Annotated in this window: 15 protein-coding genes and 1 pseudogene; 9 read left to right on the plus strand and 7 right to left on the minus strand. The window is 43.2% G+C overall.

Translation table 11 applies throughout. The features are described from left to right. Window positions 1–1,845 (minus strand): excinuclease ABC subunit UvrA (gene uvrA, locus HMPREF0849_RS03940; RefSeq protein WP_083800494.1); only part of this gene is annotated, 1,845 nt, incomplete at its 3' end. Window positions 1,846–1,981: 136 nt separating this feature from the next. On the opposite strand from uvrA, the gene HMPREF0849_RS03945 reads away from it, so the two are divergent. The 5 genes from HMPREF0849_RS03945 to HMPREF0849_RS03965 all read left to right on the plus strand — a co-directional run bounded on the left by HMPREF0849_RS03945 (window position 1,982) and on the right by HMPREF0849_RS03965 (window position 5,549). Next, window positions 1,982–2,926 carry a magnesium transporter CorA family protein gene (locus HMPREF0849_RS03945; protein WP_000815617.1) on the plus strand — a complete coding sequence of 315 codons (945 nt, stop codon included), beginning with the start codon at window positions 1,982–1,984 and terminating at the stop codon, window positions 2,924–2,926. A gap of 11 nt (window positions 2,927–2,937) precedes the next feature. After that, window positions 2,938–3,615 (plus strand): DUF1129 domain-containing protein, encoded by a 678-nt coding sequence (locus tag HMPREF0849_RS03950; protein ID WP_000077993.1) that lies wholly within the window; start codon window positions 2,938–2,940, stop codon window positions 3,613–3,615. Window positions 3,616–3,630: 15 nt separating this feature from the next. Then, the gene (locus HMPREF0849_RS03955) at window positions 3,631–3,978 is read left to right on the plus strand and encodes a TfoX/Sxy family protein (protein WP_000331822.1); all 348 of its coding nucleotides are present in this window, start codon (window positions 3,631–3,633) and stop codon (window positions 3,976–3,978) included. Between the two features lie 167 nt (window positions 3,979–4,145). Beyond that, window positions 4,146–5,180 carry a S66 family peptidase gene (locus HMPREF0849_RS03960; RefSeq protein ID WP_000626042.1) on the plus strand — a complete coding sequence of 345 codons (1,035 nt, stop codon included), beginning with the start codon at window positions 4,146–4,148 and terminating at the stop codon, window positions 5,178–5,180. Window positions 5,181–5,285: 105 nt separating this feature from the next. Further along, a complete protein-coding gene (locus tag HMPREF0849_RS03965) occupies window positions 5,286–5,549 on the plus strand; it encodes a SemiSWEET family transporter (protein WP_000166112.1) in 264 nt (87 codons plus the stop codon). Window positions 5,550–5,620: 71 nt separating this feature from the next. Here the strand turns inward: HMPREF0849_RS03965 and HMPREF0849_RS03970 are convergent, their stop codons facing one another. The 3 genes from HMPREF0849_RS03970 to ruvA are packed head-to-tail and all read right to left on the minus strand — an operon-like array spanning window position 5,621 to window position 7,459. Continuing rightward, a complete protein-coding gene (locus HMPREF0849_RS03970) occupies window positions 5,621–6,295 on the minus strand; it encodes a CPBP family intramembrane glutamic endopeptidase (protein ID WP_000950495.1) in 675 nt (224 codons plus the stop codon). Next, a complete protein-coding gene (locus HMPREF0849_RS03975; RefSeq protein ID WP_001126058.1) occupies window positions 6,296–6,856 on the minus strand; it encodes a DNA-3-methyladenine glycosylase I in 561 nt (186 codons plus the stop codon). Window positions 6,857–6,865: 9 nt separating this feature from the next. After that, complete coding sequence (ruvA, locus tag HMPREF0849_RS03980; RefSeq protein WP_000273406.1) at window positions 6,866–7,459, minus strand: Holliday junction branch migration protein RuvA; 594 nt, start codon at window positions 7,457–7,459, stop codon at window positions 6,866–6,868. Between the two features lie 159 nt (window positions 7,460–7,618). Here ruvA and HMPREF0849_RS03985 point away from each other — a divergent pair, with 159 nt between their 5' ends. Next, window positions 7,619–8,116: a helix-turn-helix domain-containing protein gene (locus tag HMPREF0849_RS03985; protein WP_000761359.1), complete on the plus strand. Its 498-nt coding sequence runs from the start codon at window positions 7,619–7,621 to the stop codon at window positions 8,114–8,116. 149 nt (window positions 8,117–8,265) lie between these two features. On the opposite strand, the gene mutL is transcribed toward HMPREF0849_RS03985, so the two are convergent. Then, window positions 8,266–10,215 carry a DNA mismatch repair endonuclease MutL gene (gene mutL / locus HMPREF0849_RS03990; RefSeq protein ID WP_000018187.1) on the minus strand — a complete coding sequence of 650 codons (1,950 nt, stop codon included), beginning with the start codon at window positions 10,213–10,215 and terminating at the stop codon, window positions 8,266–8,268. Between the two features lie 208 nt (window positions 10,216–10,423). Between mutL and HMPREF0849_RS03995 the strand changes: the two genes are divergently transcribed. After that, window positions 10,424–10,864: a LytTR family DNA-binding domain-containing protein gene (locus HMPREF0849_RS03995; protein ID WP_000687692.1), complete on the plus strand. Its 441-nt coding sequence runs from the start codon at window positions 10,424–10,426 to the stop codon at window positions 10,862–10,864. Then, window positions 10,861–11,319 carry a DUF3021 domain-containing protein gene (locus HMPREF0849_RS04000; RefSeq protein WP_000743976.1) on the plus strand — a complete coding sequence of 153 codons (459 nt, stop codon included), beginning with the start codon at window positions 10,861–10,863 and terminating at the stop codon, window positions 11,317–11,319. The genes HMPREF0849_RS03995 and HMPREF0849_RS04000 overlap by 4 nt, the downstream gene beginning before the upstream one ends. A 42-nt stretch (window positions 11,320–11,361) precedes the next feature. On the opposite strand, the gene mutS is transcribed toward HMPREF0849_RS04000, so the two are convergent. After that, a complete protein-coding gene (gene mutS, locus HMPREF0849_RS04005; RefSeq protein ID WP_000179918.1) occupies window positions 11,362–13,896 on the minus strand; it encodes a DNA mismatch repair protein MutS in 2,535 nt (844 codons plus the stop codon). Between the two features lie 50 nt (window positions 13,897–13,946). After that, the gene (gene argR, locus HMPREF0849_RS04010; protein WP_001231483.1) at window positions 13,947–14,393 is read right to left on the minus strand and encodes an arginine repressor; all 447 of its coding nucleotides are present in this window, start codon (window positions 14,391–14,393) and stop codon (window positions 13,947–13,949) included. Window positions 14,394–14,547: 154 nt separating this feature from the next. Between argR and HMPREF0849_RS04015 the strand changes: the two are divergent. Further along, a pseudogene (locus tag HMPREF0849_RS04015) lies at window positions 14,548–14,791 on the plus strand (arginine--tRNA ligase); the annotation flags it as partial.

Here is a 14,791-nt window from a genome sequence, read left to right on the forward strand (position 1 = left end):
CCTCGATAAACGACCATTTCCGGCACGGCGCTCTTCTGGTACTGGAATCGCTCGTTTTCCTGATAAGTACTGGCCTGTGATAGACTTGCTGTTGCGAGCCACCTGCTTGGGTGTTCCTGCAGCGACAATCTCTCCACCAAAAACACCAGCTCCCGGACCAACGTCAATCAGATAATCCGCCTCACGCATAGTATCTTCGTCATGTTCTACCACGATGAGAGTATTGCCCAAGTCACGCATCTTCTTCAGGCTGGCAATTAAGCGGTCATTATCCCTCTGGTGAAGACCAATCGACGGCTCATCCAGGATATAGAGGACACCTGATAGGTTGGATCCAATCTGGGTTGCCAAGCGAATACGCTGACTCTCCCCACCTGAAAGGGTTCCTGCCGAACGCGACAGAGTCAGATAGTTGAGTCCCACATTATTGAGGAAGGTCAAGCGATCCTTAATTTCCTTGAGAATAGGACGAGCAATAATGGCTTCATTTTCAGACAAGGTCAGCTGGCTCACCAAAGCCAAGTGGTCTGCGATTGAGAGGTCTGAAATCTCTCCGATATGTGGCCCTTGCTCTCCACCCACACGGACAGACAAGGCCTGGTCATTGAGACGGTAGCCGTGGCAGGTTCCACAAGTCAGCTCATTCATGTAGAGACGCATCTGGGTACGGGTGTAGTCACTGTTAGTCTCATGGTAACGACGCTTGATATTATTGACAACCCCCTCAAAAGGAATGTCAATATCGCGCACACCGCCAAATTCATTCTCATAGTGGAAATGGAATTCCTTGCCATCAGACCCGTAGAGAATCAAGTTCTTATCTTCTTCTGACAAGTCCTCAAAGGGCTTATCCATATCCACTCCAAAAGCTGTCATGGCCTGCTCTAGCATATTTGGATAGTAGTTGGATGAGATAGGATTCCAAGGTGCTAATGCTCCCTCACGCAAAGTTTTGCTGGTATCAGGAACCACCAAGTCAACATCCACCTCCAGCTTGATGCCCAAACCATCACACTCACTACAAGAGCCAAAAGGGGCATTGAAGGAGAAGAGACGAGGCTCTAACTCTGGTACTGTAAAACCACAAACTGGACAGGCATAATGCTCAGAAAAGAGCAACTCAGAATCGTCCATAGTGTCGATAATCACATAACCTTCTGCGATACGAAGGGCAGCCTCAATGGAATCAAAGAGACGGCTACGAATGCCCTCCTTGATGACAATACGGTCGACCACGACATCGATATTGTGTTGCTTACTCTTGGACAACTCTGGCACTTCGGTCACATCATAGACTTCCCCATCCACACGGACACGGACATAGCCATCTTTCTGAACCTTTTCAATGACACTCTTGTGTTGCCCTTTTTTCTTACGAATGACCGGAGCTAAAATTTGCAGACGTTGGCGTTCTGGTAATTCCAAAACCTTATCCACGATTTGCTCTACAGAAGAAGCCTTGATAGCCCCGTGTCCGTTGATACAGTAAGGCGTCCCCACACGTGCGTAGAGGAGACGCAGATAGTCATTGATTTCAGTCGTTGTTCCAACGGTCGAACGAGGGTTTTTACTAGTCGTTTTCTGGTCGATGGAAATAGCTGGGCTGAGACCATCAATGGCATCTACATCTGGTTTTTCCATGTTGCCCAAAAACTGGCGAGCATAGGCTGATAGACTCTCTACATAGCGACGTTGGCCCTCAGCATAGAGGGTATCAAAGGCCAGACTGGATTTCCCAGACCCTGACAAACCAGTCACAACAACCAGCTTGTCTCGCGGAATCTCCACATCAATATTTTTTAAGTTATGGGCACGTGCCCCATGAATCACAATTTTATCTTGCATCTTTGTTCTTTCTAGTCCATTATTGCTTTCCATTATACCAAAAAATGTGAAATTCTATTACCCAAAAAGCTGTTTTTATAGTATAATAGTACGGTGCAAAAAATGAATCACTGAATAGTAGGAAAGGATAGGGGATATGAAACAAGTTTTTCTCTCAACAACAACGGAATTTAAAGAGATCGACACGCTTGAACCAGGTACTTGGATCAACCTCGTCAATCCTACACAAAATGAATCGTTGGAAATCGCTAACGCCTTCGACATTGACATTGCCGACCTTCGAGCACCGCTCGATGCGGAAGAAATGTCCCGTATTACCATCGAAGATGAGTACACTTTGATCATCGTGGACGTTCCCATCACAGAGGAAAGAAACAATCGTACCTACTACGTTACGATTCCGCTGGGGATTATCATCACAGAGGAAACCATTATCACCACCTGCTTGGAACCCCTCCCCGTTCTCGATGTCTTTATCAACCGTAGACTGCGCAACTTTTACACCTTCATGCGTTCACGCTTTATCTTCCAGATTCTCTATCGCAACGCCGAACTTTACCTTACGGCCCTTCGTTCGATTGACCGTAAGAGTGAACAAATCGAAAGTCAACTTCACAAATCCACTCGAAACGAAGAGCTGATTGAGCTCATGGAATTGGAAAAGACCATCGTCTATTTCAAGGCCTCACTGAAGACGAACGAGCGCGTGATTAAGAAATTGACTAGCGCAACTAGCAATATCAAGAAATACCTAGAAGACGAAGACCTACTCGAAGACACTCTGATTGAAACCCAACAGGCCATCGAGATGGCAGATATCTATGGAAATGTCCTTCACTCTATGACAGAGACCTTTGCCTCTATCATTTCCAACAACCAGAACAACATCATGAAGACCCTGGCTCTCGTGACCATCGTTATGTCTGTCCCAACCATGATCTTCTCAGCCTACGGGATGAACTTTAAGGATAATGAAATCCCTCTAAACGGTGAGCCTCATGCCTTCTGGTTAATCGTCTTTATCGCCTTTGCTATGAGTGTTTCGCTCACTCTCTATCTCATCCATAAAAAATGGTTCTAAGAGGAATCCCTATGTCTCAGATTGATTTACAAAAATTAACTAAGAAAAACCAAGAGTTTATCCACATCGCTACCCAACAATTTATTAAAGATGGTAAAACAGACGCTGAAATCAAGGCTGTCTTTGAGGAAGTCATTCCTAAAATCCTTGAAGAGCAAGCCAAGGGGACGACTGCACGTTCCCTCTACGGGGCTCCAACCCACTGGGCTCATAGCTTCACTGTCAAGGAGCAATACGAAAAAGAGCATCCAAAAGAAAATGACGATCCAAAACTCATGATTATGGACTCAGCCCTTTTTATCACCAGTCTCTTTGCATTGGTTAGCGCTCTGACTACCTTCTTCTCTACAGATCAGGCTATTGGCTATGGCTTGATTACCCTCTTGTTGGTTGGACTTGTAGGAGGACTTGCCTTCTACTTGATGTACTACTTTGTCTACCAGTACTATGGACCAGACACAGATCGTAGCCAGCGCCCTCCTTTCTGGAAATCAATCCTCGTCATCCTCGCTGCTATGCTTCTTTGGTTGGTTGTCTTCTTTGCAACAAGCTTCCTACCAGCCAACCTCAATCCAGTCCTTGCTCCATTGCCTTTGGCTGTCCTAGGAGCAGCCCTTCTCGCCCTTCGCTTCTATCTCAAGAAACGTTTCAATATCCGAAGCGCAAGCGCAGGCCCATCACGTTATTAAGAGAAGTGAAAAGCTATGGCATATAGTCAATCTTTAGCTCAGCAGATTCGAAAAATTCTAGCACTCAAACTTCCTCCCCAAATTTTCGAAGAAGAGCTAGAAGAAAAGAAACTGTTTGGTGGCCTTGCCTTTATGATTCGTGGGAAAATGGTCCTTACAGTCAGTTCCAGAAAGGACGAACTGGTTATGGTCAGAATTGGCAAAGAAATAGAAAAGCAAGTTCTACCCCGAACAGGAGCTCATACTACATTGATGAGAGGGCGACCTTATCATGGCTATATAGACCTAGATATTGAAGGTCAAAAAGAACTTCCTTACTGGATTGATTTAGCTCTCTCCTATAATCAAGAGTTGACCAAGTAACTCATATCTAGTGAGATTAGAGATTAGAAAAACGAAAAGCAACTGCACAGGCGGTTGCTTTTCACTTGCTTTCTTGAGATTCAATAGCACTTCTGAGTTTCATTCTTATAGTTTTATCTCATCTTTTGTGATAAAATAGGCTCAATCTATTTCTAGGAGGATGAGATATGATTTCTACTATTGGTATTGTTAGTTTGTCTAGCGGTGTTATCGGAGAGGATTTTGTCAAACACGAAGTCGATTTGGGTCTCCAACGTCTCAGGGATCTAGGACTCAATCCTATCTTTTTGCCCCATTCGCTAAAAGGGTTAGACTTTATCAAGGACCATCCGGAGGCACGTGCAGAGGATTTGATGAAGGCCTTTTCGGACAATAGCATCAATATGATCCTATGTGCCATCGGTGGGGATGATACCTATCGCTTGCTACCCTACCTTTTTGAAAATGACCAACTAGAAAAAGTTATCAAACAAAAGATTTTTCTTGGTTTCTCAGATACCACTATGAACCACCTTATGTTGCACAAACTAGGGGTCAAGACTTTTTATGGGCAATCCTTTCTAGCAGACATTTGTGAATTGGACAAGGAGATGTTGCCCTATAGCTTTCACTACTTTAAAGAATTGATCAAGACAGGAAGAATCTCAGAAATCCGTCCTAGCGACCTTTGGTATGAGGAAAGAACTGACTTCAGTCCCAAAGCTTTGGGAACACCTCGTCTCAGCCATGTAAATACTGGTTTTGACTTGTTACAAGGAAATGCCCAGTTTGAGGGAGAAATCCTCGGTGGTTGTCTTGAGTCTCTCTATGATATCTTTGACAACTCTCTACACGCAGATAGCACCGACCTCTGCCAAAAATACAAACTTTTCCCTGACTTATCCGACTGGGAAGGAAAGATTCTCTTACTAGAAACAAGCGAAGAAAAGCCTGAACCTGATGATTTCAAAAAAATGTTGCTAGCTTTGAAAAAAACTGGAATATTTGAGGTCATCAGTGGACTCTTGGTCGGAAAGCCAATGGATGAAACCTTCTATAACGACTATAAAGAGGCACTAATGAGCATCGTTGACAGCAATATCCCAATTGTCTATAATCTAAACGTTGGGCACGCCACACCAAGAGCCATTGTTCCCTTTGGCGTTCACGCCTATGTAGATGCACAGGAGCAAGTCATTCGCTTTGACGATAACAAAAAATAAACAATTTCTCCATTTTTGTGCTTTGGTATTGATTTTCGTTACAATTTGTGTCTGAATTTATTGCATTTTGCTTATTTCTATGATATCTTTTTAAAGGAGGTGTATATGACTAAACAAAAAATAAATCAAATTGTCGGTTCAATCGGGGCCTTTATCGGGATTATTGTATTTATCGCCTACATCCCACAAATTTTTGCCAATTTACAAGGCAACAAAGCTCAACCATTCCAGCCTTTATCCGCAGCAGTATCTTGTTTAATTTGGGTTATTTACGGGTGGACAAAAGAACCTAAGAAGGATTGGATACTAATTATTCCAAACTCAGCTGGCGTTGTCTTAGGTGGACTGACATTTCTTACTGCACTATAAAAGTTACTAGCATATAATCAAAAAGCTGAGAGGAGATTCTCAGCTTTTTCTCTTGTATAACTACTAAAACGTCACATACTACTGATAACTAAAATAATCAAGGGAAGGCTATTGCCTAACATATGAACAACTAGAGGATAATAAATATTCTCTTTTTCTTTCACATAGATGATAGAAAAGGCAATGCCTCCACCTAGATAACCGACTGCACTGACCCACTCTGATAAAGCCAAACTGTGCATATGAGTCAGAGCAAAAACAAGTCCTACCAGAAGAATGCTTAGCCAACTTGACAGACGTTTCTGCAAGTGATGTAACAAGAGCTGACGGAAAAAGAGTTCTTCCACAAAAGGTCCTATGATACAGGCGAAAACTGCTATCAGTATTGGTTGTTCTTGAAAGGTACTTTGAATATTCGACTGGTTTAGACCTTGTCCGACTAGCCCAAAAAACTGCTTCAACATCTCTGATACAAATTCAAAGACAAAAGTCATCAGAAAGAGAAAGAGCCATCCTGTTAAGACGCCAAAGAAGAATTTCCTTTTAGTCTTTCTAATCTCATTCCATTGTTTGATCAATCGATCCTTAAACAAGAAAGAGCCATATAGAGCTAGTACTACATAAACTAGATAATTTGCAATAGCAGATGGCATCAAGAAAGCCAGCAATTTAACTCCATCAAATACAAAGAGAACTGTATAGAGAATCGCAAAAATCAGAATTCCCTTATTTTTGTTAGACAACATTTAATTCCCCTTCCATTCACAATCATTCTCGTGGTCGTCAATCAAACCTGCTGCTTGTAGAAAAGATAAAACGGCAACTGGGCCTGTGAACTTGAAACCTTGTTTTTTGAGATCTTTAGCTAATTTTTCAGACAAGGCTGTTTTAGCAGGTGCTAGGTGATAGTCAGGAACATCATTCACGATCGTTTTCCCCTTAACAAAGGACCAGAGATAAGCATCAAAAGAGCCAAAGGTTTTCTGGATTTGTAAAAATGCTTGGGCGTTGGCACGCGTCGCAAAGAGCTTGGCACGATTTCGGATGATGGCTGGATTCTCTAACAAGGCTTCCAACTCCCCATCTGTCATTTCCGCGACCGCTTGAATTTGATAGCCATGAAATGCTTCTCGGAATCCTTGGCGTTTGTTTAGTACCGTTTCCCAAGATAGACCCGACTGGTAAGTTTCCAAACACAACAACTCAAAAAGAGCACGGTCATCATGAAGGGGTTGGCCCCACTCTTCATCATGATAGGCCACATATAATGGGTTGTTCATTTTAACCCAACCACAGCGTTTCGGCATATTATTCTCCTATTTGACCAACATCTTGAGGGCAGATTTGATATAGTTCTCTGCTGTATCCGTCGTTCCTTCAAAGAATTTCTTGATTTTCTTGAGCTCTGTTGCCTTGTAGCCCAGTGCCAACATGGCTTCCATAGCTTCTTCCAGTTCTTGGTTTTCAGCGCTGGCTTGCACTGCGACCTTGGCAGGAAGGGCATCACTAGCCACGACTACCTTGCCTTCCAAGTCCAGCACCATCTGTTGGGCTGTTTTCTTACCAATTTTAGGGAACTTGGTCAAGTAGGTGATGTTCTTGGTTTCGATGGCTTGAACCAAGCCAGCATTATCATCGGCAGCGATAATAGCCAAAGCTGACACAGGACCAATCCCAGAGACCGATATCAGACTGAGAAAGAGTTTCTTCTCGTCTTCTGAGCGAAATCCATAAAGCAGATGGGCGTCCTCACGCACAACCTGATGCACATAAATCTGAGCTTCTTGGTTAACTTGACCTGAATAGGCATAGGGATTGGCTACATGCAGGATATAACCGATACCATTCGCCTCTAGGACAATGTATTTAGCAGTGATTTTGGTAATGATTCCTTTTAGATATTCGTACATAATTTTTTCTCCATTATTTTGCCTATCTAGTATACCATATTTCCCCAAGACAGACTGCAACAAAAGGTGCAACCTCTGGTTGACAAATAGTACAAGAGATTGTATTCTCATTATAAGTAAAAATTGTTAGGATAGAAGTAGAAAAAGGAGGATAGAATAATGAAACTCGCAGAAAAACTATTTGAGCTCAGAAAGGAAAAAGGTTGGTCCCAGGAAAAGCTAGCAGAACAAATCAATGTTTCTCGGCAAAGCATCTCCAAATGGGAGTCTGGACAAGTACTTCCTGAAATCGAAAAAATCATTGAATTAAGCAAGATTTTTCAAGTAACAACTGACTATCTCTTACTGGATGAAAACTTTGAAAAAGGTTCCACAGCAGTGATCTTGGAAGAAGGCAAGGACAAATACTATAAAGAGGCTAAATCCTATGGCCTCTGGCAAGTGATTTATATTTTCGTCTTAGCTCTGGCTATCTATCTCGTTTTAGCCGGTTCTAGTTTCCCAGCCGAATTCACCGCCTGGATTTGGCTGACCTTCGTTCTTTTGATTGCTTCAGCAATTGCGATCAACAAGACTCTCAAAACCAAACAACGTTATCTTGATAAAGTGATTGGTCTTGAGAATCCTTCTGACAAAGATGACTCTAGAAAACCTTGAATCACCTAATTCCGTTTTCGCAATATTTTTTAGAACTGATCTTGTCAAGCAAGTGTAAACCTCATGGCAAGTTGCCATGTCCATTCAAAATTCCCACCATAGAAAAGCTAAAAAGCCTTGTTTGGAAAAAACAAAGGCTTTTTGTGTTCTTAATATTTCCCCAACTCACGGAGGCTAGTATGATTCTCCTGAATTCGTCGGAACATTTTTTCCATATCCGACTTGGTAAAATGCACCAAAACAGGACGTCCGTGGGGACAGTTGTAAGGATTGTCACATTGAGAAAGCTGATAAAGGAGTTGTCTGGCTGAGTGGTCATCGATGCGATGGTTGGCCTTGATAGACCGTTTGCAGGACATCATGATAGCCAGCTCTGCTCGGTATTTCTTGATCGAAACTTCCTTGGTCAAGAGGAGCATATCACACATTTCATAGATGCCTGACTCAATCTCTTCTTCTGCCATCCAAATAGGATGTTCACGCAGTATAAATTGATTTTCTCCGTACTCTGCTAAAAAGACACCCACTTCCTCCAAAAGTGCCATTCTTTCCTTGAGACGAAGAGCATCATCTGCTGGGAATTCAAAGATGTAGGGCACTAGGAGTTGTTGCTGACTCTGGTCAACATTGCCGATGCTTTCACGGTATTCCTCGTACTTAACTCGTTCCTGCGCCGCATGTTGGTCTATGATGTAGAGTCCATCTCGCCCTTGGGCAAAGAGATAAGTCCCGTGCATTTGTCCGAAAAACTCCAACTCTGGGAAGCTGGATGCTTCTTCTCGCTCCAGCTTATCATAAGCCTTATTGAGGCTAGCTAGATCTAACTCTGGATGGTCTAGTTGGTCGTAGTTAGCAGGCTTTCTCTCTGCAAAATGCAGTTTTGCGGGCTTAGTCAATTGGTCCAAAGTTTCTTTAGCAAACAGGGTTAGGTCCCTACCCTCCTCAGTTAATTCAACCTGGTGGTCAGCCACCTCAGCTTGACTGGGTTTTGAGAGTTCTGTTTTTTCATAGTAGAGCGTATTTTCTTTGAGTGGGAGAATGGTCTGCTCTACCTTTTGACGATTACGCACAGTCGACTTGGCAAGATTTTCTAAAGCATCAGGAATCAAGGATTGTTCCTTGAGACTATTTGAAATAGCTTCTGAAACCAGCGCCATCAGTTCTCTTTCCTTAGAAATCCGCACTTCTTGCTTGGTTGGATGCACATTGACATCAGCTAGATAGGGGTCGATATGGATGTGAATGACAGCCAGTGGAAAACGCCCTACCATGAGCTTGCTTCCATAACCGTCAAGAATAGCACGATTGAGTAGAAAGTTCTTGATATAACGGCCATTGATGAAGAGGCTGATATAGTTGCGATTTGCTCGGGTTAACTCAGGCAGAGACACAAAACCTGAAATTTCGAAATCTAAGTCAGAGTTCTCAATGGCAATCATCTTCTTAGCACTCGCCAAACCATAAATCCCTGCGATGGCTTGGCGTAGTTGACCAGTCCCTGCTGTTCGTGTCATTTCCTTGCCATCACTAATCAAACTAAAAGAAATCTCAGGATGAGCCAAGCCCAGACGGTTGACAATATCAATGATATGAGACAACTCCGCTTGCTGGCTCTTCATATACTTGAGACGTGCAGGTGTGTTGAAAAAGAGGTCCTCCACACAAACTTTGGTCCCCACAGGACTAGTCGCTGGAATGACTTCCTCAACTTCACCCCCACGCGCAACGAGCTTGGTTCCATGACTAGCACCATCCATCGCGGTCAACAGAGTCAAGACACTGACAGAAGCGATAGAGGGCAGGGCTTCACCTCGAAAACCAAGCGTCCGAATCCGAAAGAGGTCTGCTTGATTTTTTATCTTACTGGTCGCATGACGACGCAAGGCCAATTCCACCTCATCGTGGGCAATTCCATGACCATTATCAGTGATTTGGATTTTCTTGAGACCAGCTTCCTCAATCTCAATGATAATCTGACTAGAACCCGCGTCAATGGCGTTTTCTACCAACTCTTTGACCACGCTAGCAGGACGTTCAATCACTTCTCCTGCCGCTATTTGGTTTGCCAGTACCTCTGGCAATTCAATAATATGAGACATCTTTCAGCCCCTTTCTGTATCTATTTTCCTAGAAATTGATTAGTGCTATTATACCATATTTCAAATGCTATCAGAAAAAGCAAATACCACATAGACTCCAAATCTCTCCACATAGACAAAAGCTCTTGCCATGGGTCGTAAAATAGTGTTTAATAAAGGTGTACAGGAAGTGATCACAACCTTGTATAACTGAAAAGGAGAGAAATTTATGAAAATAGAACTACAAATTAATGAGACTTACGAGGAGGAAAAGCTGATTGTCCAAACTCCTCAGCCGACCGAAAAAGTCCAGAAAGTCATCGAGTTCGCAGAAAATCTTGACCAAAAAGAAACAATCAAAGGAAAGATTGATGATCAGGTCTATCTAGTTAAGATTGGTAAGATACAACGCTTCTATATCGAGAATCGGAAGGTTCTAGCAGAAACTGCATCTCAGACCTATACCATTGATTTGCGTCTCTATCAAGTTCTTGACATTCTGCCGACCACTTTTATCCAAATTTCCCAATCAGAAATCGTTAATATTGACGCTATCTCTCATCTCAAACTCACGCCCAACGGCCTGGTTGAAATTTTCTTAAAAAATGAAAGCTTCACCTACTCTTCACGCCGTTACCTAAAAACCATCAAGGAGAAATTAGAACTATGAAAAAACAAATCTTTCACGATGCAGCCGCTGGTGTACTTATCGGCCTCATCCTCTCTATCCTCTTTTCACTCATTTATGCACCAAATACCTATACCCCACTAAGCCCCGAGTCTCTTATCGGCCAAGCGATGGCTCAACATCAGATTCACGGTGCCCTGGTCTTGCTCTACTGCATGATCATCTGGTCAGCTATCGGCGTTCTCTTTAGCTTTGGCAGTCGCTTATTCAGCCGTGACTGGAGCTTACTCCGTGCAACACTTTCCCATTTCTTCCTCATGTTGGCTGGCTTTGTCCCACTAGCGACTCTGGCTGGTTGGTTCCCCTTCCACTGGACCTTCTATCTCCAGCTCATTCCAGAGTTTGCGATCGTCTACCTTATCATCTGGGTTATTCTCTATAAAAGAGAAGCAAAAAAAGTAGACCACATCAATCAACTCTTGGCTCATAAAAAGTAATAGAGAAAAATCCCACTCACAAACACATGAGTGGGGTCCTTTTTATAATTTTTGTTTGAGCTCAACTAAGACATTCATAGCCTGCATCGGTGTCATATTGTACACATCCAGTTTAGCTAATTCTGCTAGAATAGGATGCTCTTCAGGGGTATCAAAGAGTGACATCTGTTCAGTAACAGCACTTGTTTCTCTCATTGGCGCAGGACTTTCCGTCCCTTGATTCTCCAGTTGAGTCAATATCTTATCCGCCCTTGCTAAAAGTTCTCCTGGTAAGCCAGCAATCTTAGCAACATGGATACCATAGGATTTGTCAGCTGGTCCTGGTTCGATCTTGTGAAGGAAGGTGACCTGCCCATCCTGCTCCAAGGTTGCCACATGGACATTAACCAAGTGTTCCAAACTGGACTCCAGACTGGTCAACTCATGGTAGTGGGTCGCAAAGAGGGTCTTGGCTCCGATATGTTCATGAATGTATTCGATGATGGACTGGGCAAGAGCCATCCCGTCATAAGTTGCAGTTCCGCGTCCCAATTCATCAAAGAGAATCAAGGAATCCTTGGTCGCATGCGAAATGGCATTGTTAGCCTCCATCATCTCCACCATAAAGGTTGATTGACCCGAAACCAAGTCATCCGCTGCCCCAATGCGAGTAAAGATAGCATCAAAAATCGGCAAGTAGGCACTCTCAGCAGGAACATAAGAACCCAGCTGGGCCATAACCGCCGTCATGGCTAGTTGGCGCATATAGGTGGACTTCCCGCTCATGTTAGGTCCCGTAATCAGTTGAATGCTGGTGTCTTCTGCCATCTGAATCGTATTGGGAATATAGGTCTGAGCCCCCATCACCTTTTCGACGACCGCATGGCGTCCTTTCTGGATAGCGATTTGGGAATCCTCTCCAAACTCAGGTCGAATCAAATGCTGGGTTTCAGCCACAACTGCGAGACTTTGCAAGACATCAACCGTTGCAATTCCTTGGGCTAGAGCCTGCAAACGCTGGATGTACTTGCTGACTTCTTCACGGATGCGCATAAAGATTTCATATTCTAGGTTGGCTGACTTCTCTCGCGCCTCCAACATATCTCCCTCGATCCGAGCTAATTCCTCGGTACCGAAGCGTTCCGAGTTTTTCAGCGTCGCCTTGCGGAAAAAGTGGGCTGGAACATTTCCCAGTTGCGAATTGGTCACATGGAAATAGTAACCATCTTTTTTATTGTAGTCAATCTTGAGCGTGCTGATGCCAGAGTTTTCTCTCTCCTTAGCCTCAATCTCAGCAATCCAGCTAGTCCCTTCTCTGAGCACACGACGGTACTTGTCTAATGTCTCATCAAATCCCGTACGGATAATGCCACCTTCCGTAATCACGTGAGGAGCTTCAGGAGCAATGGCAGCACTAATCAAGCTCTCCAACTCAGGGATGGCATCTAACTGTTTGATAAGATAGGCCAGGGCAGGTTGCTCCAGGCCTTCTAAAATCGCTCGAATCCGTGGCACACTAGATAAGGTGGTCGCTAACTGTAAGAGATCCTTGGGATTGGTCTTGCCAAAAGAAACCCGACTAGCCAAGCGTTCGATATCATAAACACCCTTGAGACTGTCCGTTAAATCGCTGCGCTCAAAGAAGTGGTCAAGAAAGACCTGCACCACCTCTTGCCGCTGGACGATTCGCTCCTTATCAATCAAGGGACGATGAATCCAAGACCGCAAGAGCCGCATACCCATAGCCGTTTTGGTTTCATCTAAAAGCCAGAAAAGACTGCCTTGCTTCTTGCCTGAACGGGCATTCTCAACCAAATCCAAACTAGCCTTGGTCGCATAATCCATCTGTAAGAAATCTTTGATTTCATAGCGGATAACTGGTTTGAGATGGTTCAATTCCCGCATCTGGGTCCGATGAACATACTGGAGGAGCTTACTAGCTGCCGCTTGCTCCACAGCTGCCAGTCGTGAATCCAATAAATGGATGTCCTCAAAACCTTCTTTCTCATAGGAAATCACCAGATTCATCTGACGACTTAGAATTTGTTCTTCTTCCTCAGGCAAGTCATAACCCAGAACTACTTCTCGCGCCTTGAGATTGCGAATTTCCCCACAAACCAATGTGAAATCCAATAGCCCCGTCACATAGAAATCACCTGTCACCAGATCCATATAAGCCAGACCAAACTGACTGCCATCACGGTCTATAGCAACCAAGAAATTGTTCTGACTGTCTGGCTTACTGCTATCAACGACCGTTCCAGGTGTGATGACCTGGACCACCTCTCGCTTGACAACTCCGACCGCTTGTTTGGGATCTTCCATCTGTTCTGCAATGGCAACTTTATAACCCTGTTCAATCAGAACATCGATATACTGCTGGGCAGAATGATAGGGGACACCCGCCATGGGTATCGGATTTTCTGCATTTTTATTCCGACTCGTTAAGGAAATTTCTAAAATCTGTGCTGCATTAATTGCATCTTCATAGAACAACTCGTAAAAATCACCCATTCGAAAAAGCAAAAAAGCATCTGGGTATTGTTTCTTAATATCCACATACTGTTGCATGCCGGGTGATAGCTTTTCTGTTGCCATTTTCCGTCTCTCCTTGCTAAAAATAAGTCTTGAGAGCAACTCCCAAGACCTTATTTATCTTTCATCAAATCTAGCAAACGATCTTCCATCAGCTTGGCAACGTGCTGGTCTCGACAAATAACCAATAAGGTATTAGCACCAGCAACCGTTCCTAAAATCCATTCATCCTTGTTTGCATCTACAATGTTTGCTAAGACTGCAGCTTCCCCAAGTTTGGTATGAAGTACCAAGGTGAACTCTGCTCTTGCAACACCTTCTAAATGATGAGACAAAAACTCAACTAAATCAATCTTATCTGTCTCATTTGCTAGTACATAATACACCATATCATTTTTCTTAACCTTGGTCAAGCCGATTTCACGCAAATCACGTGACAAAGTCGTTTGTGTCACATAAACATTACGAGCTTCTAAACGATCTTGAATCTCTTTTTGTGTCCCAAGTTTTTCTTCGGTGATCATCTTTTTAATCAATTGATGCCGTTCTCTTTTTCTCATATTATCCTCTTAAGTGAATATTTATAACAAGTTTTACATTTATTTTATAACTACATTATACCAAAAAAAATAGATAATTCAAAAAAATTCTTTTCTTTCTCAAAAAATGTAGTAAATTGTGTTAAAATAGTAAAAAAGCCCAAAAGGAGCCCTTATGAATACAAAAGAATTGATTGCTAGCGAGTTGGCTAGCGTCATTGATAGCCTGGACCAAGAGGCTATTTTAAATTTACTGGAAACACCTAAAAACTCAGAAATGGGAGACATCGCCTTCCCTGCCTTTTCTCTAGCAAAGGTCGAGCGTAAAGCTCCGCAAATGATTGCAACAGATATTGCTGAAAAATCAATAGTCAAGCCTTTGAAAAGGTTGTCGCTACTGGACCTTACGTTAACTTTTT

The sequence above is a fragment of the Streptococcus sp. C300 genome (genome assembly GCF_000187645.1).
Lineage (GTDB): Bacteria > Bacillota > Bacilli > Lactobacillales > Streptococcaceae > Streptococcus > Streptococcus oralis_CQ.